Here is a 24,771-nt window from a genome sequence, read left to right on the forward strand (position 1 = left end):
CCTCATCACGCCGCCGTCGAACAGGATCGACTGCCTCTGGTCACAGGTGGTCAGCCACCCGTTCACGGACCGGGAGGAAACTCTGAAAGGCCTGGCCCACGCAGCGGACACACTGCAGGACGGTTCCCTGTCGGACTTCGTCACGCTCGGCGCCACAGCCTGGATCCTGGACGAGACCGACCAGGCCGTACGCCTGCTCGGCCAGGCCTGGACCATCTGCGACGCGCTGCGACGGCCGGCGCCAACTGCACCGTCGCGCAGGCCCTCGCCCTCGCACTGTTCGAGAGCGGATCGTGGACCGCGGCCCGATCCGCCGCCGAGGACGCCTTCTGGATGGCGACAGAGTCAGGCGCGGACAACGTCACCGTGGGATCATCGATCCTGCGGGCCACGCTGCGCGCCGCCCGCGGGGACCAGGAGGCCGCGCGTGCGCAGGCCGGCGATGCCGTCCGCGGCATCGACCTGCTCGATTCGCGCAGCCTGTATGTGCGTTACTGCCAGGCGCTCGGCACGGCAGCCCTGGCGGAAGGCGACCACAAGGCGGCGTACGAGCATTTCCGGCGCATGTTCACCGAGGACTTCCACCCCGCACCCGTGCACTACCACGCTTCTCTGTACCACCTCGCCGATCTTGCCGCCGCAGCCGTCCGCGCCGGCCGGGCGGATGACGCCCGCTCCGTGCTCAGGGCCGCAGAGACGACCCTGGGCGAGTCCCGCTCCGCCCGCCTGGACACGATCGTGCATCGCACCTCGGCCCTGCTGAGCGATCCCGAGGACGCGGAGCCCCATTTCCGCGCGGCGCTCGCCGACCCGGACTGCCTCCGATTGGCGTTCGAGCACGCCCTCGCGCAGCTGGACTTCGGCGAGTGGCTGCGGCGGCGCCGACGGGCCGCGGAGGCGCGCACCGTTCTCGGCACCGCCCTCGAGATCTTCGAGCGGCTCGACGCACGCCCCTGGATCGAGCGTGCCACGGCCGAACTCCGCGCGGCGGGCGTGGCCGTGGCGGATTCCGCGGCGCCCGAAGCGGTGGCCGACCTGACCCCGCAGGAGCTGCAGATCGCCCAACTGGCCGCGGAGGGCCTGACCAACCGGGACATCGGCGCCCGGCTCTATCTGTCTCCCCGTACCATCGGCTTTCATCTGCACAAGATCTTCCCCAAGCTCGGCATCACGGGCCGCACCCAACTGCGCGATGTCCTCGGCCCGGCGCGCCTGCCGGATCACTGAGGGGGGATTCCCCGCACGGGATGCTTGCTCAGGATGGAGACCCGGTTGAAGGCGTTGATGGTGATCGCCACCCAGATCACCGCGGAGATCTCGTCCTCGGTGAGGACCTGGCGGGCCGCGGCATAGGCTGTCTCCTGGTCGACGGCGTTCGCGGGTTCGGTGGTCGCCTCCGCAAGGGCGAGTGCCGCGCGTTCCCGGGCCGTGAACAGTTCGGTGTCGCGCCAGGCGGCCAGCACGCCCAGGCGCTGCGTCGTCTCGCCGACGCGCAGCGCGGCCGGCGTGTGCACGCTGAGGCAGTACGCGCAGCCGTTGATCTGCGACACGCGGAGGTTGATCAGCTCCACCAGACCGCGGTCGATCCCTGCCTCGGCGGCGGCCACACGGACGGCGTCGGCCGTCCCGACGAGTGCGCGGTAGGCCTTGGGGCTCTGCTTGTCGATGTAGACCCGTCGGCTTGCCAGGTCTGCTGTCGTGTCACTCAACGTGGACTCCTCCGGGGCCGCTTCCGGCCCTCGTTCCTCTGCCGTGCGCATGCGGGGACATGGATTTACTATCAGGCATTATTGTTGAATGTGAAATCATCCTTGGGTGAGAGGGGCGTGCGGTGAGCGATGTCGAAGTGAGTCCGCCCGGACGGCGGCGGGATGCGGAAGGCGACGGTGAGTCTGCCGTACAGCGTGTCGATGTGCTGTCCGCGCGGGACGTCCCGTTGGGCGGGCCGCGCGCGATGACGGTACGGCGCACGCTGCCGCAGCGGGCGCGGACGCTGATCGGGGCCTGGTGCTTCATCGACCACTACGGCCCCGACGACGTCGCCGACACAGGTGGCATGGACGTGGCTCCCCATCCGCACACCGGTCTGCAGACCGTGAGCTGGCTGTTCAGCGGAGAGATCGAGCACCGCGACAGCCTCGGCAGCCACGCGCTCGTCCGGCCCGGCGAGCTCAACCTCATGACCAGCGGGTACGGCATCAGCCACTCGGAGGTCTCCACCGCCCGCACCACCGCGCTGCACGGCGTCCAGTTGTGGGTGGCTCTGCCGGAAGAACACCGGCACACCGGACGTGACTTCCAGCACTACGTCCCGCGACGGGTCCGGGTGGACGGAGCCGACATCAGGGTGTTCCTGGGCTCGCTGGCGGGTGATGCCTCTCCGGTACGGACCTTCACGCCCTTGCTCGGCGCCGAACTCGTTCTCGACCCGCGCTCGACGACCAGCTTCCGCGTGGATCCCGGCTTCGAGCACGGCCTGCTCGTCGACGAAGGGAACGTACGCGTCGACGGAACACTTCTGCACCCGGCCGAGTTGGGATACATCGGCACCGGAGGCGACGCTCTGACCCTGACGAACGAGACGGAAAGCCCGGCCCGCGTGGTGCTGCTGGGCGGCACACCGTTCCAGGAATCGATCGTCATGTGGTGGAACTTCATCGGTCGCAGCCACGAGGACATCGTCGAAGCCCGGACGGCGTGGGAGAACGCCTCCGATCGCTTCGGAAGCGTCGACGGTTACGAAGGCGGCCGCATTCCCGCGCCGGTCCTTCCGAACGCCCGCATCGCACCACGCAAGAATCCCGCACACCACTGATGACGCACGACACCGAAAGGCCCGTCATGACCCAGCACGCATCCGAGCCGACCGTTCAGAGAGTCGACTCCAGGCACCGTTACGAGGTTCTGGTCGACGGCGAACGCGCGGGCCTCACCGCCTACCGCGACCGCGACGGACAACGCGTCTTCTTTCACACCGAGATCGACGACGCCTTCGCAGGCCAGGGCCTGGCCTCGCTCCTCGTGGAGCAGGCCCTGACCGACGTACGCGCCTCCGGAAAGCGCATCGTGCCGGTCTGCCCGTACGTGGCGAAGTTCCTCAAGAAGCACGACGAGTTCGCGGACATCACCGACCCGGTGACGCCCGAGGTCGTGCAGTGGCTGGAGACCGCCCTGAAGCGGTGACCGCCCCGCGGCTCGCGTCCCACGTCCCCTTGCGCGAATGCCGAACGCAGCAGCGGTTGCCTGGCCGCGACGGTGTGAACGGCCGCGGACAGCGCATCGGTGTCCAGTTGTCCGCGCAGCACGATGGTGGAGGCGGCGCTCTCGGGCGCCGGCCGGTGGGCCGGCCACAGCGCCTGCCGGCTCGCCGACAGGGACAGGGTCCGATCGGTCGGTGGCGTGCTGCGGCTCCCGGTGGGTAGGGCGGCCGCCGCGCCGGCCGGACGGAAGAGCGCGAAGGGCCGGAAGGCTGAGCGGAGCTGCCCGCCGGAGCTGTCCGGCTGAACAGGCCCCTGCCTTCCGGCCCTTGGCTGTATCCGGGCTATATGCCACCGCCTCGGCTGCCCGCCGGTACCGCGGCCGGCGTCGTCTGTTCGCCCGCCGCGGGCGGTGCGGTGCCCGCGCCGACGGGGCGGCCCGGCCACCAGAAGGTACGGCCGACGTCCAGGGCCAGGGCCGGGACGAGGACGGACCGCACGAGGAAGGTGTCGATCAGGACACCGACGGCCACCACGACTCCGATCTCGATGAACGCCACCTGCGGGGCCGTGGTGAGTGCGGCGAACGTCGCCGCCAGCACCGCGCCGGCGCTGGTGATGACGCCGCCGGTGGAGGTGAGTCCGCTCAGCACGCCGGCGCGGTGGCCGCGGAGACCGACCTCCTCGCGGATCCGGTGGATGAGGAAGATGTTGTAGTCGACGCCGAGTGCCACCAGGAACAGGAAGCCGATCAGCATGACCTGTATGTCCACCGCCGGGAATCCCAGGACGTGCTGGAAGAGCTGCCAGCTGATGCCGAGGGCGGCGAAGTAGGACAGCACCACGGTCGCCATCAGCAGCAGGGGCGCAACCAGGGCCCGGAGCAGGACGACCAGGATGAGGAAGACCACGGCCAGCACCAGCGGGATCACCACCTTGCGGTCGTGGGCCTGCGCCTCGGTCTTCTCCTGCGCCATCGCGGTGGGGCCGCCGACCTGGGCGTCGGCGCCGGGGACGGCGTGCACGGCGGCGCGGATCCGGTCAGCCGTACGGGCCGCTGCCGCGCTGTCCGGGCTGTCCTTCAGTACGGCCCGGGTGCTGGCAAGAGTGCCGTCCGTGGACTTCTCCGGCGCGGCGACCTCGGCAACCCCGTCGATGCCCTTCAGTGCGGCGGCGACCGCGGGTGCGGCCTCGGCCTTGCTGATCACCTCGGCGGGCCTGCTCTGACCGGCCGGGTAGTGGTCGGCGAGGAGTTCCTGGCCTGCGATCGAGCCGGGCTTGCCGACGATGAGGTGCTCGTCGTCGAGACCGGTCTTCAGGCCGAGCGAGCCGAGGGCCAGCACGGTGAGGACAAGGGCGGAGCCGATCCACACCAGGCGCGGACGGCGGGAGATCCTGCCGCCGACGCGGTCCCACAGGCGGTGGTTGGCGTTCCTCACGGCCACTCCGGCGCGCGGCACATTGGGCCAGAACACCCAACGTCCGAGGATCACCAGAACGGCCGGGAAGAGCGTGGTCATCGCGGCGAGACCACAGATGATGGCGATGCCCCCGGCAGGGCCGAGCGTGTAGTTGAAGCCGACGTCCGCCTGCGTCAGGCAGAGCAGCCCGATGCTGACGGTCGCCGCGGACGCGGCGATCGCGGGGACGGCCCTGCGGACCGCGGTCTGCATGGCCTCGTGCCGGTCCTCGTGGACCCGCAGTTCCTCGCGGTAGCGGGCCAGCAGCAGCATCGCGTAGTCGGTGCCGACACCGAACAGCAGTGCTGTCACGACGATCTCGTTGCCGCCGCCGACCGTGAGCCCGAAGCCCTTGGCGAGGAGGTACGAGACGGCCTGCGTGGTGAGGAACGCGACGCCGACGGTGAGCAGGGGCAGCAACCACAGGATGGCACTGCGGTACGTGATCAGGAGCAGGGCGGCGACGACGAGGACCGTGATGAGGGTCAGCGCGCGGCCGGTCGACTCCCGGGCGTCGGCCGCGTCCAGCGAGTTGCCCGCCGGGCCGGTGAGTCTGGCTTCGAGGCCGTCCGGCCGGCCGGAGGTGGCCCGGTTCCGTACCTTCTCCGCGTTGTCCGCGAGGGCGGTGCTGTCCTCCTTGTCGAGGGGCACGAACGCGGTCAGTGCCTTGCCGTCGCCGGACGGCCTGGCCGGCCCGACCTCACCGGCCGCGACAGTCGCGAACTCCTTGATGTCGGACGCGACCTTGGCCTTGTCCTCAGCGGTCAGCCCGCTCTCCCGTACGTAGACGACGATGCCGAGGGAGATCTTGCCGTCGGCGAACCGGTCGGCGAGTCCGGCGACATCGGTGGACTCGGCCCCTCGCGGCAGCTCGATGGTCAGCTCGTCCTTCGCGATCTCCGAGAGCTGTCCGGCGAGGGGCACGGACGCGACGACGATGATCAGCCAGGTGATCAGCGTCAGCCACTTGCCCTTCCTTCCTCCTGGCAATTTCAGCAGCCGGTCGGCCCAGCGGTGCGGTCGTGACATGGGGACTCCTCGTCCAGGGTGTGGGACGTGCGGGGCACAGGTGCGTGGTGCGTGGTGCGTGGGGGAACGGTTCAGGCGGCGGACTGTTCGGCGAGCGCCGCCTCCGCGTCAGGGCGCCGGATCCAGGAGACGCCGTCGGCGCCGATCACGAGATCGGCCCGTGCGGTGGATCCGTCGGCGAAGCGAAGTTCCACGCCGTCGAGGTCCTCGGCGTAGCCGGTGCACCGGCTGTCCAGGCGCAGGGAGTCCGCCGGGAGGCGGGCGGCGAGCAGGGCGTGCAGATCGGCGCGGTGCACGGTGTGGTACGGACCGCCGAACTCGGCCTCCCAGGCGTCGCCCATCGGGCGTGGGACAAGGACGTCTCTGATTTCCCCGATTTCCCAGAATGAGGTCATGACTCATCGGGCGCAGCACGCCCGCGGGGGCTATACGGCGCCTATACAGCGAGAGTTGTCAGGAATTCAGATAGGCGAGGACGGCGAGAACGCGGCGGTTGTCGTCGTCGGACGGTACGAGGTCGAGTTTCGTGAAGACATTGGATGTGTGCTTGGTGACGACCTTCTCGCTGACACCGAGCCGCCCGGCGATGGCGGCGTTGGAGCGGCCCTCCGCCACCAGTCCAAGCACGTCCCGTTCCCGTGCGGTGAGCCGGCCCAGGGGCGCGTCGGAGGCGTTGCCCGCCAGGAGCTTCGCCACCACATCGGGGTCCATCGCACTGCCGCCCGCGGCCACCCGGCGCACGCAGTCGATGAACTGGCGGCTGTCGAAGACGCGGTCCTTGAGCAGATAGCCGACCCCGCCCGAACCGTCCGCCAGCAGCTCACGGGCGTAGAGCTGTTCCACGTACTGCGAGAGCACGAGCACCGGGAGCCCTGGGATCCGGCTGCGTGCCTCGATGGCGGCGCGCAGGCCCTCGTCGGTGAAGGTGGGCGGGAGCCGTACGTCGACGAGCGCGATGTCCGGCCGGTGTTCGATCAGGGCGTCCAGGAGGGCGGGGCCGGTGTCCACGGCGGCGGCGATCTCGAATCCATGGGCGGTCAGGAGGCGCACGAGCCCTTCCCTCAGAAGGAAGAGGTCTTCGGCGAGAACAATGCGCACGGGATCTCCATCGTCGCCATCGTGGGTCCACCCTGAGGGCTGTTCACGGCAAGTATGCCGTCGAATGCGGCAATGCGGCTCTCAATTCCGCGCAGCCCCGTTCCCGCGGATGCCTCGGCGCCACCGACCCCGTCGTCGGTCATGCTGATGCTCAGGGCGTCCCGGTCGTGCCTGATGTCGATCCATACCCTCCCGGCCTTCGCGTGTTTCGCCACATTCGTCAGCAGTTCACTGACGGCGAAGTACGCGGCGGACTCGACGGGGGCGTCCAGCCGGCCGGGCAGGTCGACCACCACATCGACAGGGAGCGGACTGTCCAGCGCCAGGGCGCGCACGGCGTCTCCCAGCCCCCGGTCGGAGAGGACCGGCGGATGGATTCCCCGTACGAGGTCGCGGAGTTCGCTCAGCGCCTTGGAGGACGAGTCCCTGGTCTCCATCAACAGGGCACGCGCCGCCTCGGGGTTGGAGTCCAGGAGCTGTTCGACGGCATCCAGGTTCATGCCCATCGCGACGAGCCTGGCCTGCGCCCCGTCGTGGAGATCGCGCTCGATCCTGCGGAGCTCCGCCGCCTGGCTGTCGACGACCGCCCCGCGGGTGCGGGTCAAGTGACCGATCCGTGCGGCGAGTTCGGCGCTCGGTTGGGGGCCGAGAAGGGTGCGGGTGAAGCGGCCATGGGCCGTGATCAGCTTGGGTCCTGCCCACAGCCCCAGCCCGATGAACCCCATGCCGACGAAGGGCATCAGCCAGGTACGCAGACCGGTCTCGCCGTGTACGTGGATCAGTCCTGCGTAGTGGTCGTCGTATCCGGCGGACACGAGGTCGTCCCAGACGAACGGGAAGACCAGGCCCTCCAGTCCGTAGACGAGCAGTGCCGCCGGCATGAGGGCAAGGAAGGTGCCGACGACGGGGTCGACGATCGTCCACAGCATGTCCCGCCAGGTGGCGGGGTCGGACAGGAGCTGCCAGCAGCGTCGCCACCGGCCGAAGAAGCCGGGCTCCCGCGGCGGCAGTTCACGGTACGGCTGGGCGATCCGGACCCCCGACCAGACGTGGGCCAGCCTCCGCGACCGGTTCGCCAGCTTCCTGACGGCGGCCACGACCAGCGGCAGGAGCAGGACGCCCACGCCGAGGCCGAGATAGACCAGGGAGATCACCATCAGGACGAACAGGACGAACTCAGGTACCTTCTGCGCCGCCAGGGCCAGCCCCTGCAGTGGCGGGTGCCAGAGCTTGGGTGGTGCGGGTGTCGTCATCCGGGCCTCCTCGGTTCGGAACCTCCTGGTCCGTGCAGGCATCAGTCTGTCCTGCGACCGCTCCGGGAACATTGGGCTTGCCCCCCTTCTTCAGGGGGGACCTAGGTCTCCCCTGGGCGAATGCCTGGTCAAAGGCCCTGCGCGAGGAGCGGGCCGGGGTGAGCCAGGGGTCAGCGAGGGGCGGCTGCGCCACTCGGTCGCGGCGTCACCCGGTCACACCACGTCCGCCACCCGGTCCCAGAACCAGTACAGGCTGACCATCACGATGGGCGCGGTCATCGCGGGCAGGGCCCAGCGGTGTGCGGGAGTCCGGCGAAGGAGGACCAGCAGCGGGAACACCACGGCGATGATGCCCAATTGCACCGCCTCGATGCCGACGTTGAAGCTCAGCAGCGACAGCAGCAGTTCCCAGGACCGGTTCTCATCGATGCCGAGCGCACCGGCGAAGCCCAGGCCGTGGACGAGGCCGAACAGGAAGACGACCGGCAGCCGCCAGCGTCCGGTCCCCTCGCGGTCGCGCAGGGCGACGTTGGCCAGCGCCACGACAGCGATCGAGACGGCGATGACGGGCTCCACCAAGGATCCCGGCACGTTCACGACGCCCGTGGCAGCCAGGAGGAACGTAACGCTGTGCGCGGCCGTGAAGGTGGTCGCCGCGAGAACGATGTCGCGCAGGCCACGGGCGCCGATGAGCAGCGACAGCAGGAAGAGGATGTGGTCCAGGCCGAACAGCAGGTGCTCGGTGCCGAGCAGGAAGAACTCCACGATCTGGTGCGACTCGTGGTGTCCGCCGGTCTCCAGGGTCGGTTCGGCGGCGGACAGGACCTGGGAGCCCCTCTGCCCATCGATGTCGTAATGAACGATCGTCTCCGCGCTGTGCACGAAGCTCTCGGTGTCGGGGAACAGGGCACTGGAGATCGTGTACGTGCCGTCGGCGCCGCCCGCGCAGTCGTAGGCCAGGGTGAGGACGGCGAACGGCCGGGTGCCGCGGGTGCGGATGTCCGCGTCGCCGGCGCGGCGGGGTGTGCAGGCCTTGCCGTCGTGGGTGACGGCGAAGCGTCCGGTGACGTACTCCGTCACCGCGTCGGCGTTGGTCTTCAGCTGGTGCAGCTGCTCTGCGCGGCCCTTCGCCTCGTACGCCTCGGCGTAGAGCCAGGCCGACTTCATGAGCAGGTCGTATTCGAGGTCGAGGGTCGCCTCGACACGGGCTCCGGTGCCCTTCACCCCGACGTACGCGGTTGAGGTCACGTCGTGCGCGGCGGCGGGGGACGGATGGGCGAGGCCGGCGGCGAGCACGGCCACCAGGGCCGCGACGGTGGTGAGGAGCGCGGCGGACAGCCGGCGCGGCAGGAGCCGGGTCGCCAAGGAAGAGGGCAGGAGCGTTGGCGTGGGCAGGGGGGCGGGAGGCATGGAGATCTCGGTTCTCGTTGTCAACGGGCCAACGACGGCGAGCCCGTCGTCCCGGACCGGTCGGGTCCGGGACAACGGGCGTGGACGCCGGACAGGTGCTACCGGCGGGTCAACCGGTCAGCGCCGGTCGGTGGACGACGTGAACCAGGGGTACGCGGGCACGTCCGCTCCCCAGACGCCGGGCCGGCCGTGGGCGTCCTTGGTCACGAAGGCACTCGGCTCGGAGGCGGTCACACCGCCGCCGGTGGAGCGCGCCGTGACGAACCACGCGTGGGTCGTGCCGGACCCCAGTCCCTTCCAGGTCACCGAGGCGATCCCACCGGAGTCGACCTCGGTCTTCCCGATGACGCTCACGGGGTCGTAGAGCGCCAGCGAGTCGGTCTTGAAGGTCGTCTTGCGGCTGCTGAGGTCGATCGGCAGCACCATGTTGTCCTCGGTGCCGTTGTAGCGGTGGTTCGTGTCGTACTCGGTGGCTCCGAACTCGTCGAGCAGCGGCGAGTAGGTGTCCACGGTCAGCTCGGAGCGGCCGACGTCGAACTGGAGCATCCGGAAGAAGCTCGCACCGAACTGCAGCCGGTCGTCGGGCTTGTAGCCGCCGATCTTGGTGAGCCCGAGCCGGTCCGCGGACACCGTGTAGAACTGGTAGTCCGCGAGCAGCTCGACGACGCCGTGTGCGACCTTGCCCACCTTGGGCTTCACGTTGGTGCCGACGCCGTGCTCGTGACCGGCGAGGATCAGGAACACGTTCGGGTTGTCCTGGACCACCTTCTTGTACAGCATCGAGCCATCCGGCGCGGAGAACGGGGCGCCGCGCCCGTCGGAGTTGCTGCTCGGGGCGAGGTAGTCGTGCGAGAGCAGAATGCCGTTGCGGTCGGGGTAGCGCTTGAAGACCGAGTCGGCCCATTCGGCCTCCTCGCGCGTCACGCCGTAGGAGAGGCCGACCACGACGAAGTCGAGGCCGCCGGCGGAGAACAGGTCGTAGTGGTTCTGGTTGTCGCCCTCGCGCCACGGGCCGCCGTACTCGGCGTGCTTCCAGCCCTTGGAGAGAGCCTGGTAACGCTCGGGCCCGTAGTACTGGTTGTAGATCGCGTCCGGACCGTTCTCGGTGCCCGACTGGTTGTCGTGGTTGCCCGCGATCACACCGTTCGGCACACCCGCGTCATCCAGGATCTTCTGCTGCTTCGAGGACAGCTCCAGCTCGCCGGTGACCTGACGCTGCATGGCCTCGTCGGCGGGCTTGCGGATGTTGTTCTCGATGATGTCGCCGGTGTGGGCGACGTACGCGATCTTGCGCTTGTCCTTGTTGTCGGCGATCCAGCGCGACACGTCGCCGTACGCCTTCTCCCAGACCGCGCGCTCCTCGGGCGTCTCCTGCTCCACCGCGCCCTCGGAGAGGTACTGGGTGTCGGTGTAGTGGACGATCGAGAAGTCGTACGAGCCGGGGTCGGCGAACCGGTTCGGGTCACCGGCGTCGATGTCGTCGGCGAACGGATCCTCGCCCGTCACCATGGCGTGGACCTGCTGCCGGTCGACGTACTTCCGGTCGACGACGGCGGTCAGGACGGTGTCGCCCTCGGCGGCGCCGCGGGCGCTCGTCAGGACGTCCCACTTCTTCGTCGCGGTGTTCCACACGCGCAGCGCGGCGAGCCGTTCGGGGTCGATGGCCCCCTCCCAGCGCAGCACCGGCGCGGCGACGTGGCCCTTCACCTGAACGTCGAACCGCTGGAACGTGACGTCCTCGGCGGCCGGCGCGTCGAGCGTCCTGCCGTCGGCGGGGGCGAGGCCTGCCGCCGTCACCTTCTTCTCCCCCTTGACCTGGAGCGTGGTGGGAACGGAACCGGCCGTCCCCTGGTACACCTGGTTCGGGGTGAGGATCTCGGCCTCGGAGAAGGTGGTGCTCACCTTGCCGCCGTCGGGCTCGGCCACCTTCGCCGACAGCTTGACGCTGCTGCCCGCGTCGGTCGTGCCGGACTTCGGGGTGAGGTCGGCGGGGACGTCCGGGATGCCGGCGGAGGTGAACTTCACCTCGCGGGCGCCGCTGTTGCCGATGCCGTCGGTGCCGGACACCGTCAGGGTGTGCTCGCCGGCGGACAGGCCGGGCCCCACCGGAGCGCCGAGCTGGACCGGCTTGCCGTCGAGCTTGACGTCGGGGCCGTTCACCACGCCGGAGAGGTCCTCGAGCCGGACGTCCAGGACGACCGAGGCGGTGATCTTCTGCCCGGCGGCGGGGACGCTGGCAGCCACCCGCGGCGCGGAGTTGTCGGTGACCAGGACCCGGGTCGCGGTCTTGCCGGCCTTCGACGTGGCGGCCAGGGTGTGCCTGCCGTCGTCGATCTTCGTGGTGTCGAGGTCTGCGCGGAGGCCCTGGGCCGGGCCCTCGACGAAGAACTCCAGGTCGATCTCGGTCAGCGGGTTGACGTTGTCGCCGCAGTTGCCGTCGCCGAGGCTGTACGAGCCCTTGAGCATCCGGCCGGCGGCAGTGCCGTTCGCCGGGGTGAGGGTGATGTCGGAGAGGGCGAAGTCGTCGCGGTTGTCGCCGCACGACGTCGGATAGGTGCCCGTGACGAAGTCGACCGTGTTCCAGCCGGGGACGAGCCACTCGTTCGGGAAGGCCAGGTCGACGTGCCGGCTGACCAGATCGCTGTCCAGCAGGTGCTTCTGACCGTTCACCAGGATGTAGTTCTGGTAGCGGGCCTCGATCGAGTTGCTGCCGACGGTGAAGCCGAGGGTCGCGTTGCCGGAGCCGAGGGTGTCGGAGACGTGCACGGCCGGGGCGTCGATCGTGTAGTGCAGTTCCACCTCGCGCAGGCGGGTGTCGCTGCTGCCGCAGGTGCCGTCACCCATGGCGTAGGAGTCCGCGATGTCGCGGCCGGTGACGGTGCCGCCCTCGAGGGCGAGCGCGAGATGCGAGATGTCGAAGTCGTCGCGATTGTTGCCGCAGCTCTCCTTGTACGGGCCGGTGACGACCTCGACGGTGTTGTCACCGGGCACCAGGAAACGCGCCGGGATCGCGATGTCGACCCGCTGGCTCACCCAGGTGCCGCCCAGGTCGATGCGCTTGCCGTTGACCAGCAGATAGTTGTCGTTCCGGTCGTCGATCGAGTTCGACCCGACGTCGAAGGAGAAGGTCGCCGCACCATTGCCGAGGTGCGGATCGGTGACGGGGGCGTCACCGTCCACGGTCAGCGACCGGGCGCCGCCCTCGGCGCCCGCCGGAAAGTTCGCGAACACGGACTGCCGGCCGCCCACCAGCGTGCCGTCCTTGGGCAGCAGCCGGGGAGCGCCCACCGGGGCGTTGTTCACCGTCACGGTGTTCTTGACGGTCTTGCCCGAGGTGGTCGTCGCGGTGAGGGCGTGCTCGCCGTTGGCGAGTTTCGTGGTGTCCAGGTCGGCCTGCAGGCCGGTGGTGCCCTGCGGTTCGCCCAGGACGAAGAAGCTGAGTGCGGCCTTCGTCAGCAGCGAGGTGTTCGAACCGCAACTGCCGTCGCCGAAGGAGTACGTGTACTCGTTCTCCTCGCCGTCCGCGACCTCGCCGAGCAGGTCCAGGCTGATGTCGGACAGCACGAAGTCGTCGTGGTTGACGCCGCACGAGCTGTCGACCGTGCCGGCGAAGAACTCGATCTTGTTCTCGCCCTTGACGAGGTGCTGGTTCGGGATCTCGATCGTGCCCCGCTCGTTGACGAGGTCGCCGATGTCGGCCCGGTACTCGCCGTTGACCAGCACGTAGTTGTGGTATCGGGCCTCCGTCGAGTTCGACCCGACGTCGAAGCTGAGCCGGGACACCCCGACCGTCCGCTCGCCGTCGATCGCCTTCCCGTCGACCGCGAGCCCCGTCACGGAGTCACCGGCCAGCGTCGGCGTGGCCGCAATCTTCTGCGCACCCTCCAGATACGCCCCGTCGCCGGGACTGAGGGTCGGCAGACTCGTGGCGTCCGCCGTCCCGCTCTGCACTGGTGTGCGCCGCTCCGCACCTGTTTCGGCGTACGCCGCCGTCAGATTGCCGCTCACGAGGAGCAACGCCGCAAGCGCTGCCCCCGCGAGCCGTTGTCCACCTGATCCGCCAACCGGCCGTACGCGCCGCTCTGTGGGCCGCATCAGCAGCCGTCCTTCCTGCTCGCCACAAGGTGAAGGGCACGCCGCGACGATGTACGACATGCCCGTGGCGAATCCTGGGCGGTGCAGATGAATGGAGTGACATCCCCCGTAAACAACCAGTGAAAGGATTGCCGGTGGGCTAGGTTCTGGATCACTTTCAGTGTCGGCGCCAGAGCCACGGAGGGTCACCGCAACCGAGATCATGAAAAGCGGCCGCGACGGACGCGAACGACTCCGCCCGTTCCATGAGGGTCCGTCAAGCGGGCTCTGTCGCACTGCCCCCGTCACGGACCTGGCCGTGGACAACAGGCCGACATCCTGAGTTCGCCGTCAATTTCACGAGCGCTGGTTGGGCGATCCGGGGAAGGATCTACGTTGGGCCGAATGAGGGCGATGGGGAGCGCGGTCCGGGTATGGACGCGACGGGGCATGTGGGGTTCCGTGCTGCTCTCAGCGGGTGCGTGGGGCGCTGGTGCGTTGCCGCAAGGCGTGCGGGACGGGATGTGGGGAGCACCGGGCCCGCTCCTCACGGCGGTGGGTGCGACGGCGGCGTATGCCGGACTCGGGCTGCTGGTGTGGGCCTGGTGGCAGTTGGGCACGCTGTTGCGGGCCGGTGCGGTGATGAGCCGGAGGCAGCAGTGGAACACGCTGGGATGCTGGGCGTTGCCCCTGCTGCCCGCGCCACTGCTGTTCAGCGCTGACGTCTACAGCTACATGGCCCAGGGTGCGCTGGCCCAGCACGGCTGGAATGTCTACGAGGTCGGCCCGACGGCACTGGGCGGCTCGCTCGCCGCCAATGTCCCGGAGATGTGGCGGAACGCACCGGCCCCGTACGGGCCGGTGTCCGTGCTGGTGAGCCAAGCCGTGGTGTCGGTGACCGGGGAGCATCATGTGGCCGCCGCGGTCGTGGGGCTGCGGCTGGTGGCGCTCGCCGGGCTGGCCCTACTGGCGTGGTCTGTGCAGCGGCTGGCGGTGCGGACGGGTGCCGGCGGTGGAGGGGCCTGGTGGGCGGCGCCGCTCAATCCGCTGGTGTTGGCGCATGTGGTGGGCGGGGCGCACAACGAGGCACTGATGGTCGGCCTGATGATGGCCGGTTTCGTGGCCTTCCGCTCCGGTCGATGGGGGCTGGGCGCCGCTGTGCTGATAGGGGCCGTGCTGGTGAAGGCCCCCGCTGCGGTGGCATTGGGGTGTGCCGCGATGGTGTCGGTGGCCGCGCAGTCGGGCTGGCGGCGGCGCTGCGGTCGTGCTCTCGGGATCTCCCTGGTGGCCGGCGGAACGCTGTGGCTGGGTGTGACCCTGTGCGGGCAGGGCTGGGGGTGGCTGCGGACCATGCATACGCCGTCCGAGGTGTACACGCTGCTGTCGGTGAGCACGGACGTGGGCCGAGTGCTGGAGTGGATCGCGGCCGCGGCGGGATCGAACGCGGCGCCGGGGGCGGTGAGCGCGGCACGTACGGTCGGGACCTTGGCGGGGCTGGGCGCGGCGGTGTTCTTCATATGGCGTGCTCCCCGCAAGGGGGCGGAACACGCTGCGGCAATGGGGCTGCTGGCCTTGGTGATCTGCGCTCCCGCGGTGCAGGTGTGGTACCTGCTGTGGGGCGGGGTGCCGCTGGCTGTGGTGGCGTGGCGCACTCTGGCGGATGCCCGGGCGAAGGGGGCGGTGGTCGCTCTGCTCCTGCTGGTGCTGCCCGCGGGCCGGGGGCCGACCTGGACCTATGTGGTCGCCGGCGTCATCGGAGGGTCGGTGACCGTGGTGTTGCTGGCATGGGCGGCTCAGCGGGGTCGGGAACAGACGGCCCTCGCCATGACCGGAGCCGCCGACACAGGCCGGTTCCCGGCGCCTTCACCCTGATGGTGGTGAAGGCGGTACCCCGGTCGGCAGAGGTCCTCCGACCGGGGCTTCCCGGGCATTCGCCCGCGATCGAGCGAAGTTGTTGGAGGGCACAATCATGACAACCACCGTGGACGACACGGTCGTTCCGCCAAGTGGCCAAGAACCGCAGGACCCACAGCTTCGGTGGCCATCACTGCCGGCGGTGCGGTCCGCGCTGGCCCGCCGAGCGCCATGGGTGCTGGCCGTGAGTTCCCTGGTGATGCTGCTGCTGGTATGGATCCCCGCCTGCACCCGTTCCGGCATGGTGGATCTACGGGTCTACCGCACCGGTTCCACCCATCTGCTCTCCGGCGACCTGTACGCCTTCCGGCTCAACCTGCCCGGCCCCGACATCTTCCGTCTGCCCTTCACCTACCCCCCGTTCGCCGCTGCCCTCTTCCTTCCCCTCTCCACGCTCCCGTTCCCGCTGGCAGCCGCCGCCTGGACCACGGCCTCACTCCTGGCTCTGGTCGCCTTCGTCCACGGCAGCCTGCGCCTGGCCGCCCCGGACACACCACACGAGCAGCACCGGCAGCGGGTGCTGCTGTGGAGTGCCGCCCTGATGTGGACCGAACCGGTCACCACCACACTCGCCTTCGGGCAGATCAACCTGCTGCTCGCGGCCTTGGTCGTCCTCGCTGTCCAACAGCGTCCGGCAGCCGCGGCGGGATTCGGTGTCGGTATCGCCGCCGCGATCAAACTGACCCCGGCGGTCACCGGTCTCTACTTCCTCATTCGCAGACGCTGGGCAGCTGCCGCGTGGTCGGCCGTGGTGTTCGTCGTCGCGGCTGCGATCGGATGGTGGCTGGCGCCAGGGCCCTCCCGCGACTTCTGGCTCCACGCGGTGGGCGATGCCGCACGGGTCGGTCCCGTCGGGTCCGGGCTCAACCAGTCGTTGCGCGGAGCGCTTTCACGCTCCCTCGGCCACGACGTGGACACGTCCGCCCCATGGTGGACGGCAACCGCCCTGGTGGGCGTGCTGGCACTCTTCGCCGCGGTGCGCAGCGCACAGCGGTCCGACCGGCTCGGCTGCCTCCTCGCGGTGCAGGTCTTCGGCCTCCTCGCCAGCCCCATCTCGTGGTCTCACCACTGGGTCTGGGCCCTTCCCGCCCTGTTCTGGCTCCTCCACACCCCGCATCGCACCCGTTGGCGCGCAGCCGCCCAGGCCGCCTGGGCGACGACGCTGCCCTGCCATCTCGCTTTCTGGCTGGTACAACTCCATCCCCAAATCACCTCGCTCGACTACTCATGGCCCCTCGTCGTGCTCGGCTGGGCCTACCCCGTGTGCGCACTGCTCACCCTCGTGGCTCTGATCTCTGCAGCCGCCCCTTCCCCGGCTTCCCTGCACGCCGGGAAAGACAGGCTCCTTTAGTACTGCAACCACATCCGGCGGTTCTGACCTCTGCGTTTGTAGTGGGCGTGTTTGAGATGTGGTCACAGTGCTTCAGGGCGAACTGACCAACGGATGCCCCGCTGGACCATCACGTCGGCTGACCTGTCGCGAACTCGCCAGGGCCCGGGCATCCTGTCCGCGCCCTCGGTTGGCTAGGCGACCGTCCCGCCCGCGTTGCGGATCGCCTGCACCCTCGGCTCTCGGCCGGCTGCGCGCGTCCGATGTCAGCGCAAGAGCGCGGCCCAGCGGGCCGCCTCTTCACACTGCTCCTGGCCTCGGCAGAGCCGCGCGCGGACGGCCAGGGACACCGTGGTGGTGGTACCCGCGACCGCCACCAGCGCGGCCGCGAACAGGGTGACCGGCATGAGCAGCACGAGCATCGTGAGGGCCGCCGATCCCCACCCGGCCAGTACGGCGGCCGCGACCAGCCGGCGGGAGCGCGGCCGGTCCTGGCCCGCACGCAGATCGATGCAGGCGGGCAGGTACCAGACGTTGCCTGATACGCAGAGCACGGCGACGCCGAGCGCCAGAACACCATGAGACATCGGGCAGCACTCTCCTCGGAGCGGGGATTGCGGTGGTGGGCGGGTCAGGGGTCAGTGCGATGCGGCGGGGTCGAGTGCGGCGATCTCCGGATGGTGCAGATCGAAGGCCGGGGACTCGCTGCGGATACGGGGCAGGGCGGTGAAGTTGTGGCGGGGAGGAGGACAGGAGGTGGCCCATTCCAGGGAGCGGCCATAACCCCAGGGGTCGTCGACGGCGATCTTCTTGCCGTACTGGGCGGTCTTCCAGATGTTGTAGAAGAAGGGGAGGAACGACAGCCCGAGCAGGAATGAGCCGATGGTGGACAGGGTGTTGAGGGCGGTGAAACCGTCGGCGGCGAGATAGTCCGCGTACCGGCGGGGCATTCCCTCCACGCCGAGCCAGTGCTGCACGAGGAACGTCAGATGGAATCCGGCCGTCAGCACCCAGAAGGTGATCTTCCCCAGGCGCTCGTCGAGCATCTTTCCGGTGAACTTCGGCCACCAGAAATGAAATCCGGCAAACATCGCGTAGACGACCGTGCCGAAGAGTGTGTAGTGGAAGTGGGCGACCACGAAGTACGAGTCGGAGACGTGGAAGTCAAGTGGCGGTGCGGCCAGGATGACACCGGTCAGTCCGCCGAAGACGAAGGTGACCAGAAATCCGGTGGCCCACAGCATCGGTGTCTCGAAGGACAGCGATCCGTTCCACATCGTGCCGATCCAGTTGAAGAACTTCACTCCGGTCGGTACGGCGATCAGGAAGGTCATGAAGGCGAAGAAGGGCAGCAGCACACCACCGGTGACATACATGTGATGGGCCCAGACGGTGACGGACAGACCGGCAATGGCTATCGTCGCGGAAACGAGACCGATATAACCGAACATCGGCTTCCGGGAGAAGACCGGAATGACCTCGGAGACGATGCCGAAGAACGGCAGAGCCAGCACATAGACCTCAGGGTGCCCGAAGAACCAGAACAGGTGCTGCCACAGAAGCGCACCCCCGTTGGCGGCGTCGAAGATGTGCGAGCCGAACTTCCTGTCCATCTCCAGCGCGAGGAGTGCTGCGGCGAGGACCGGGAAGACCAGAAGGATGAGTACGGCGGTCAGCAGTACGTTCCAGGTGAAGATCGACATCCGGAACATGGTCATTCCCGGAGCGCGCATACAGATGATGGTGGTGATGAAGTTCACCGCTCCAAGGATGGAACCGAAGCCGGACAGCGCCACGCCCATGATCCACATATCGGCGCCGACGCCCGGGGAATGGGTGGCGTCGGACAGCGGAGCATAGGCGAACCAGCCGAAGTCGGCAGCACCTTGAGGGGTGAGAAACCCTGCGGCGGCGATCAGTGAGCCGAAGAGGAACAGCCAAAAGGCCAGCATGTTCAGTCGTGGGAAGGCCACATCGGGTGCTCCTATCTGGAGCGGCATGAGCCAGTTGGCGAATCCCGTGAACAGCGGCATGGCGAACAGCAGCAGCATCACCGAGCCATGCATCGTGAATGCCTGGTTGAACTGTTCGTTGGAAATGATCTGCGTACCCGGACGGGCGAGTTCGGCGCGCATCACCAGCGCCATCACACCGCCGATCAGGAAGAAGAAGAACGCCGTGACGAGATAGAGCGTGCCGATCTGCTTGTGGTCCGTCGTCGTGAGCCACGAGACGACGAGCCGGCCGCGCGAGGAACGGCCCGGCAGACCGGTGCCGGGCTGCGTGCTGCCCGGCCGAGTGGCCCGACGACCGGCCGAGGTGGCCTCCGCGTCGGCGGTGGCGGCCTGCGCGTCGGTGGGGTCGTCCCCGGGGCCGGGGGGCTTGGGGCCATATGCGTGGGCGGCCTGCTTGCCCTGCGATTCCATTGCGTCCACCGGACCGTGTCCTCCAGCTCTGGCAGTTCTCCGAGCACTCCCCGGCCGCACGGGGCGTGTCCAGGGAGCGGTCGGGAAGGTCCGGCGGATCACGAGGGGACGGACCGGACCTTCCCGGCCGCACCATGCTGGTCGCCGCCCGCGACGCTCTCCAGGGACCGACGGGCACCTCCCACGGGGCCAACCGGCCCTACTTCCGTACACATTCGGCAGCCGACCGGCCCTGCCCGCGCCGGCCTCCGGGGCCACACCACCGGACCCTGGGCACCCGGGCCGTCGTAGGCTGACCGCCCGTGGACCGGTCCCAGCCCTGCGGTGATCCGGTGAGCAGATGCCCGGCATACGGCACACGGCCCCAGAGAACGGCCACCCGATGGCAGAGACAGCACCTCCCGAGGCCAGCTCCCATGTCGAAGTCCTCTCCCCCGCCCTTTCCTCCCCCACGCTCGGCTCGCCCCGCCCCTCCTGCCCCGGTCCGGCCGCCTGGCCGCAGCCCAGCCGACCTGACCGGATGCGCGGTCTGCTGGATGCCGTGATGAGTCTGGGACGGGGCCTGGAACTTCCGGGGGTGTTGCGCGGCATCGTGGAGGCAGCGGTGACGCTGACGCTGACCGACGCGGAGTACGAAACACTCGGCATTGTCGGGGACGGGCAGAAGCTCCTGGAGTTCCTGCCGGTGGGCCTGTCGGACCAACTCGCCGCCAGGATCGGGCAGTCACCGTGCGGCCGCGGAATCCTCGGCGAGCTGATCCGCCACCCGGAACCGCTGCGGCTCACCGATCTGAGCAGCCACCCGCAGCTCGTACGGCGGCACATGTCCTCGGCTTCCGGCCCACTGTGCGGATCGACGGGCCGGTGGACACCACCGTCCCGGACGAACTCGCCGAACACCTGGTGGCGGTCCCGCCGAGGCGGTGTCCAACGCGTCCCGTCATACCGGTGCGAGTCGTATCGACATCGTGCTGTCGGCCGACGACGCGGTGACTCCGACCGTCACGGACAACGGCATCGGCATCCCGGACGGTGACACGACCACTCCCGGAACGCCGACAGCTGTCGACGACGGCCGGCCGGCCAGGCGCGGCGGTGCGCTGGTGAATATGCGTACGCGGGCGGAGCTGTGCGGCGGGCACACTCGCCATCGAACGGCCGGCGGCCGACGGCACCCGGATCATGTGGCGCGTCCCGCTCCACGACTGACGCCCGAGCACCTGTCGGATTCACCGGACCGAGGTTTGTCCCTGGCGGTCCTTGATCCGGCCGACGAGCATCGCGGCGTGAATCCGGCGGCCGACGCCCAGCTTGGCCAGGATCGAGGAGATGCGGTTCTTGACGGTCTTCTCGGCCAGGAAGAGGCGCTCCGCGATTTCACGGTTGGTGAGGCCCTCGCCGATGAGGTCCAGGATCTGGCGCTCCCTGGTCGTGAGCTGGTCCAGTTCCGATGTCTCCGACTCCTCGGCGGGGGTCCGCTCGGGGCCCCGCAGCCGTGCCATCACACGAGCGGTCGTCCGTGGGTCGAGCATCGAGGTGCCGGACGCGACCGTGCGGACGGCAGCGATCAGATCGGCTCCGTTGATCTGCTTCAGTACGTAGCCGGCCGCGCCCGCCATGATGGCGTCGAACAGTGCCTCGTCGTCATCGAACGACGTCAGCATCAGACATGCCAGTTCGGGCATGAGGGCGCGCAGTTCCCGGCACACCTCGATACCGGCCCGGTCACCGCGGGGGTCGTCTCCGAGCCGTACGTCCAGTACCGCGACCTGTGGCCTGCTGGCCGGTACGCGGGCCAGCGCCTCCCGGGCGTCGGCCGCCTCGCCGACGACCTCGATACCGTCTTCGGCTTCCAGCAGATCACGTACGCCGCGCCGGACGACCTCGTGGTCGTCGAGGATGAAGACGCGTACGGGAGCCGCGGACTGCGGCGGCGTCGTACTCAGCGGGGATTTCGCGAGGTCATTCACACCATGCTCGATCGGTTCGGGGAAGGGGGCCTGACCAGTATGTGCTTCCGGCCGCCGACCGGTTCGCCGGGGTGTCACAGCATGTTGAACAGGCTCTGAACAGGGCCGAAAGGCTCTGTGACCAGGGCCGGTCGGCAGGCTGGACGCGGTGCCATACTGACGCCGCCGAGATCGTCCGGGCATTACGGACGTCTCTTTGGCCCAACCACCCCACTGTCCTGCCCCAAGGAGTCACCGGTCCATGAACACTCCGAGCGAGGACTACCACGCACTGCTCGCGCGGCATGACGCGATGCGGCTGCGACGACGCATCCTGTCCCCGGACGGAGTCGGCGCCGAACCATGGTCCGCCGAGGCACCGCAGCCGTACGACGGAACGTCCGACCAGCAGCTGATCAGCGCATTCCTGCCGATGGTGAGCCCGTTGGAGGAGCTGATCGCCGAACTGTACCGGGTCCTGTTCGAACGGCAACCCTATCTGCGGTCGTTGTTCCCCGAGTCGATGGCGTTCCAGCAGGCCCATCTCGCCGGAATCTTCCGCTATCTGATCGGCAATCTGCACCGTACGGAGGACATGATCGGCACCTTCGCGCAGTTGGGCCGCGACCATCGCAAGCTCGGTGTACGCCCCGCGCACTTCGAGGCGTTCGAAGCGGCGCTGATCGAAGCGCTGCGCATCCGTGCGGGCATCCGGTGGACGCGTGCCCTGGAGGACGCGTGGCTGCGGATGCTGCGGCTGGCCGTTTCGGCAATGGTCAGGGGCGCGGACGAGGCGATCGCCGAACCGCCCAGCTGGGAGGCGACGGTCACCTCGCACGAGTTCCGTACGCGGGATCTCGCGGTGCTGAGGGTGCGCCCCCATCAACCCTACGCTTTCAAGGCCGGGCAGTTCGCGTCCTTGGAGTCGCCGCTGCTGGAGCAGGCATGGCGTCCTTACTATCTGGCCCGCGCGCCGCATCCGGACGGCGAGTTGGAGTTCCATGTACGGGCCCGGGGTGTCGACGGGGTGAGTGATGCGCTGGTGCACGGCACGCGGGAGGGCGGCACTGTCCGCCTCAGCGCACCGCGGGGCGCCCTTGCCCTGCCCGATCGCACCCCGTCCGCCGACGTTGTGCTGATCGCCTCCGGTACCGGCTGGGCCGCGATGAAGGCACTGCTCCAGCAGATCGACGCCGAACGGTTCCGTGCGCACCGGGTGCGTCTGCTGCTGGACGAAGGGGTGGGTGAGGGCGGGTACGACGCGGCGTTCCTGGAGGCGTTCCGGCGCGGACGCCCCTGGTTGACCGTCCTCACGGCCGGTCAGACCGATCCGGCCGGGCCCGGCGCAGATCCCGGTCTGCGGGCCTTGGCCGGAATACCGGCGCAGCGTCCCGGGGCCGCCGCCCGGCACCACGTCTATCTGGCCCTGGCACCCGAGGCATCCACAACAGACCTGGCCCGGGCCGTCGCCGGCCGGCTGGCCACCGCCGGAGTCCCGGCCACGCACATCCATCACGACACGGTATGGGTCACAGAAACGTCTGCCAGTACGACCAGAACCGGGTTGCTATCAGCATGACGATGACCAGGCACCACGTCACCGGCACCACAAGGGGAAACTCCAGGACCGCCGCGACCAGCGCGCGTGGGGCGGGCAGGACGCCATGGCGCAGGTTGTGCACGGTGGTGTGCCAGAACATGAAGATGGTGGCCACCCACACGAGCATGCACCACAGGCAGAGCGCGCCGATGTCGTACAGCGCCTGCGTCATCAGCCACATGCAGAAGCCGGCGCCGAACAGGGTGCCCAGGTTCAGCCCCAGCCAGTACCACCGCCGGTAGCGCGCGCCTGCCAGCAGGCCCGCGCCCGTCCCCAACACCACCCCGAAGGCGATCAGCCCGATGAGCGGATTGGGGAAGCCGAACACCGACGCCTGTTCGCTGCGCATCACGTTCGTGCAGGACACCACGGGGCTCAGCGAGCAGGCGGGGACGAAGCCGGGGTCGGCGAGCAGTTCGAACTTGTCGGTAGTAATCACGAAGGAGCCCAGCAGCCCGAGGGCGGCGGTGATCACCAGCAGCCAGGCGAATCCCCGGCGCGCCCCGATCCGCTCCCGTGCGTCGCTCGTCCCCGGAGCACCGTCGTTCGCCCGGTCCTCGGAGAAGCGAACCTCCCGGTCGTCGGCCTCGGGCGCGTCCGCCACCATCTCCGACTCACGCGCCGACGCGCTCATGCCCACCCCCGCACGGAGCCGTCCGGCCAGACGACCTCCACCCGGATTCCACGCGCCCGGGCGAAGGCAACCAGATGCGCGGTGGCGTCCCGGCCGTCCGACGGCGAACCGTCCCACACGGCAAGCAGGGTCCGGCACGTCTCCACCAGGCGTTCATCGGCGCTGACACAAGCGTTGCGGTCGGCCGGATCAAAAGCCAGCAGCCGTACGCTCTCGGCCAGGACCAGCAGTTCCCCTGCGGCCGGCCGGTCCCGCTCGGGCAGCACCGCGGGTACCGAGCCCTGGGACGGCAGCAGTACCGTCAGCTTCCGTCCGGCCTCCCGGGCGGCGCGCCCGAACACGAGCGGCAGCCCGGCCCCGACCCGTACGAGAGCGGCCATGCCCTCTGCCACGGAGTCCAACCGCGCTCTCAGTTCAGCCTCCACCAGCGCCAGAGTTCTGTTGTTGAGGTCTCTGTGTCCGACGACCGCGATCAACGCATTCCCTTCCTGTGCACATCCGCACCGCCCTCTCCGACCGAACGCTCCACAAGCCACGGCCCGGCCCCGGAGCCGCCGTTGGGCCGGCCCGTGGCATGCGGTCCACCGCAGTGAACCCATCGGACGTCCGACGCCGCTAGGGCCGTTGGGCCCTGGCCTGGGACTGGCAGCGCGCGATGTACTCGCACGGCAGGTGAGCAGATCAGGAGACGAGGCCGCCCCATGAGCCACGCAGGTCATCAGTCGCCCCAGCGGTCCGTGCCCGCGGTCGCACCCACGTCGTCCACGTCGGCCCCTGCTCACAGCCCGGCGGCCACCGGACCACGCCGCACGGTCGAGTTGACGGGCGCTCAGACGCTGAGCCTGCTCAGCGGGGCTTCGCTCGACACGGCGGTGTGCCCACCGTTCACACCACCACTCACATCCTCGCTGTCAGGCGTGGAGCCTGCTGAGCGACCACATGACGAGCAAGTCGAGGGTCATCACACTGATCGACCACGCCGGGTAGTAGGGAATGAACATGAACTGGGTGACCAGGCTGATTCCGGCCACCGCCACCCCGGCCCCGCGCCCCCACCTCTGGTCCGCAAACACCCCCACGCCGGCGATGACGAGCACCACTCCGACCACCAGGTGGATCCAGCCCCAGGCAGTCAGATCGAACCGGAAGGCGTACCCGGCCGGGGAGAACAAGTGGTCGCGTGCGATGCCGGTCACGCCCAGGAAAATGCTGAACAGCCCGCTCAGCAGCAGCGCCGTCCCGGCGAAAAGGGACAAGCCGGTAATCGTTTCGCTGTTGCCAGTCCGCTCTCGCCGCGCCTGGGGCATCCCTGCCATGGCCGCCGCCTTCCTGTTCGACGTGGTCACCGGCGCACACCGCCGTGCGGGGCCAGCCACGCTCCCTGGACAGCGTCACCT

The 24,771-nt window shown here is 69.2% G+C and carries 19 protein-coding genes and 2 pseudogenes; 8 read left to right on the plus strand and 13 right to left on the minus strand.

Annotated features, from left to right (window positions below; all coding sequences use genetic code 11):
- The first annotated feature begins 333 nt into the window (after positions 1–333).
- The gene (locus tag ACIBB8_RS06060; RefSeq protein WP_398949232.1) at positions 334–1,227 is read left to right on the plus strand and encodes a LuxR C-terminal-related transcriptional regulator; all 894 of its coding nucleotides are present in this window, start codon (positions 334–336) and stop codon (positions 1,225–1,227) included.
- On the opposite strand, the gene ACIBB8_RS06065 is transcribed toward ACIBB8_RS06060, so the two are convergent.
- Entirely contained in the window at positions 1,221–1,709 is a 489-nt protein-coding gene (locus ACIBB8_RS06065) for a carboxymuconolactone decarboxylase family protein (RefSeq protein ID WP_398949233.1), read from the minus strand. The genes ACIBB8_RS06060 and ACIBB8_RS06065 overlap by 7 nt on opposite strands.
- Before the next feature lie 122 nt (positions 1,710–1,831).
- On the opposite strand from ACIBB8_RS06065, the gene ACIBB8_RS06070 reads away from it, so the two are divergent.
- The gene (locus ACIBB8_RS06070; RefSeq protein ID WP_398949234.1) at positions 1,832–2,815 is read left to right on the plus strand and encodes a pirin family protein; all 984 of its coding nucleotides are present in this window, start codon (positions 1,832–1,834) and stop codon (positions 2,813–2,815) included.
- Positions 2,816–2,841: 26 nt separating this feature from the next.
- Positions 2,842–3,183, plus strand: a complete 342-nt coding sequence (locus ACIBB8_RS06075) for a GNAT family N-acetyltransferase (protein ID WP_366689709.1) — start codon at positions 2,842–2,844, stop codon at positions 3,181–3,183.
- 358 nt (positions 3,184–3,541) lie between these two features.
- Here ACIBB8_RS06075 and ACIBB8_RS06080 read toward each other — a convergent pair whose 3' ends face one another.
- From ACIBB8_RS06080 to ACIBB8_RS06105, 6 genes are all read right to left on the minus strand, one after another.
- Positions 3,542–5,686 (minus strand): MMPL family transporter, encoded by a 2,145-nt coding sequence (locus ACIBB8_RS06080; protein WP_398949235.1) that lies wholly within the window; start codon positions 5,684–5,686, stop codon positions 3,542–3,544.
- Positions 5,687–5,757: 71 nt separating this feature from the next.
- Positions 5,758–6,081: an FAD-dependent oxidoreductase gene (locus ACIBB8_RS06085; protein ID WP_398949236.1), complete on the minus strand. Its 324-nt coding sequence runs from the start codon at positions 6,079–6,081 to the stop codon at positions 5,758–5,760.
- A gap of 58 nt (positions 6,082–6,139) precedes the next feature.
- On the minus strand, positions 6,140–6,784 hold the full coding sequence (locus ACIBB8_RS06090; RefSeq protein ID WP_366138879.1) for a response regulator transcription factor: 645 nt from the start codon (positions 6,782–6,784) through the stop codon (positions 6,140–6,142).
- Positions 6,748–8,037, minus strand: a complete 1,290-nt coding sequence (locus tag ACIBB8_RS06095) for a sensor histidine kinase (protein WP_398949237.1) — start codon at positions 8,035–8,037, stop codon at positions 6,748–6,750. Before ACIBB8_RS06095 ends, ACIBB8_RS06090 begins: the two co-directional genes overlap by 37 nt.
- A 213-nt stretch (positions 8,038–8,250) precedes the next feature.
- Positions 8,251–9,402: a HupE/UreJ family protein gene (locus ACIBB8_RS06100; RefSeq protein ID WP_398949238.1), complete on the minus strand. Its 1,152-nt coding sequence runs from the start codon at positions 9,400–9,402 to the stop codon at positions 8,251–8,253.
- 162 nt (positions 9,403–9,564) lie between these two features.
- Complete coding sequence (locus ACIBB8_RS06105) at positions 9,565–13,455, minus strand: metallophosphoesterase (RefSeq protein ID WP_398949239.1); 3,891 nt, start codon at positions 13,453–13,455, stop codon at positions 9,565–9,567.
- A gap of 516 nt (positions 13,456–13,971) precedes the next feature.
- On the opposite strand from ACIBB8_RS06105, the gene mptB reads away from it, so the two are divergent.
- Both mptB and ACIBB8_RS06115 read left to right on the plus strand, forming a co-directional pair.
- The gene (mptB, locus tag ACIBB8_RS06110) at positions 13,972–15,393 is read left to right on the plus strand and encodes a polyprenol phosphomannose-dependent alpha 1,6 mannosyltransferase MptB (protein WP_398949411.1); all 1,422 of its coding nucleotides are present in this window, start codon (positions 13,972–13,974) and stop codon (positions 15,391–15,393) included.
- 97 nt (positions 15,394–15,490) lie between these two features.
- Positions 15,491–16,786: a glycosyltransferase 87 family protein gene (locus ACIBB8_RS06115; RefSeq protein WP_398949240.1), complete on the plus strand. Its 1,296-nt coding sequence runs from the start codon at positions 15,491–15,493 to the stop codon at positions 16,784–16,786.
- 245 nt (positions 16,787–17,031) lie between these two features.
- Here the strand turns inward: ACIBB8_RS06115 and ACIBB8_RS06120 are convergent, their stop codons facing one another.
- Together ACIBB8_RS06120 and ctaD are read right to left on the minus strand one after the other, a co-directional pair.
- On the minus strand, positions 17,032–17,352 hold the full coding sequence (locus ACIBB8_RS06120; RefSeq protein WP_358859934.1) for a hypothetical protein: 321 nt from the start codon (positions 17,350–17,352) through the stop codon (positions 17,032–17,034).
- A 51-nt stretch (positions 17,353–17,403) separates the two neighbouring features.
- Positions 17,404–19,191 carry a cytochrome c oxidase subunit I gene (ctaD, locus tag ACIBB8_RS06125; protein WP_398949412.1) on the minus strand — a complete coding sequence of 596 codons (1,788 nt, stop codon included), beginning with the start codon at positions 19,189–19,191 and terminating at the stop codon, positions 17,404–17,406.
- Between the two features lie 520 nt (positions 19,192–19,711).
- On the opposite strand from ctaD, the pseudogene ACIBB8_RS06130 reads away from it, so the two are divergent.
- Positions 19,712–19,999: pseudogene (locus tag ACIBB8_RS06130) on the plus strand (histidine kinase); the annotation flags it as partial.
- Positions 20,000–20,159: 160 nt separating this feature from the next.
- A pseudogene (locus ACIBB8_RS06135) lies at positions 20,160–20,291 on the plus strand (hypothetical protein); the annotation flags it as partial.
- Between the two features lie 129 nt (positions 20,292–20,420).
- Here the strand turns inward: ACIBB8_RS06135 and ACIBB8_RS06140 are convergent.
- On the minus strand, positions 20,421–21,161 hold the full coding sequence (locus ACIBB8_RS06140) for a response regulator (protein ID WP_398949241.1): 741 nt from the start codon (positions 21,159–21,161) through the stop codon (positions 20,421–20,423).
- 241 nt (positions 21,162–21,402) lie between these two features.
- Here ACIBB8_RS06140 and ACIBB8_RS06145 point away from each other — a divergent pair, with 241 nt between their 5' ends.
- A complete protein-coding gene (locus ACIBB8_RS06145; protein ID WP_398949242.1) occupies positions 21,403–22,719 on the plus strand; it encodes a globin domain-containing protein in 1,317 nt (438 codons plus the stop codon).
- Here ACIBB8_RS06145 and ACIBB8_RS06150 read toward each other — a convergent pair.
- From ACIBB8_RS06150 to ACIBB8_RS06160, 3 genes are all read right to left on the minus strand, one after another.
- Positions 22,670–23,374: a vitamin K epoxide reductase family protein gene (locus tag ACIBB8_RS06150; protein WP_398949243.1), complete on the minus strand. Its 705-nt coding sequence runs from the start codon at positions 23,372–23,374 to the stop codon at positions 22,670–22,672. The two genes, ACIBB8_RS06145 and ACIBB8_RS06150, sit on opposite strands and share 50 nt — an antisense overlap.
- A complete protein-coding gene (locus ACIBB8_RS06155; protein ID WP_398949244.1) occupies positions 23,371–23,850 on the minus strand; it encodes a hypothetical protein in 480 nt (159 codons plus the stop codon). Before ACIBB8_RS06155 ends, ACIBB8_RS06150 begins: the two co-directional genes overlap by 4 nt.
- A 435-nt stretch (positions 23,851–24,285) precedes the next feature.
- Positions 24,286–24,630 (minus strand): hypothetical protein, encoded by a 345-nt coding sequence (locus ACIBB8_RS06160; protein WP_398949245.1) that lies wholly within the window; start codon positions 24,628–24,630, stop codon positions 24,286–24,288.
- Between the last annotated feature and the right edge of the window lie 141 nt (positions 24,631–24,771).

Source organism: Streptomyces sp. NPDC051286, from assembly GCF_044455345.1.
Lineage (GTDB): Bacteria > Actinomycetota > Actinomycetes > Streptomycetales > Streptomycetaceae > Streptomyces.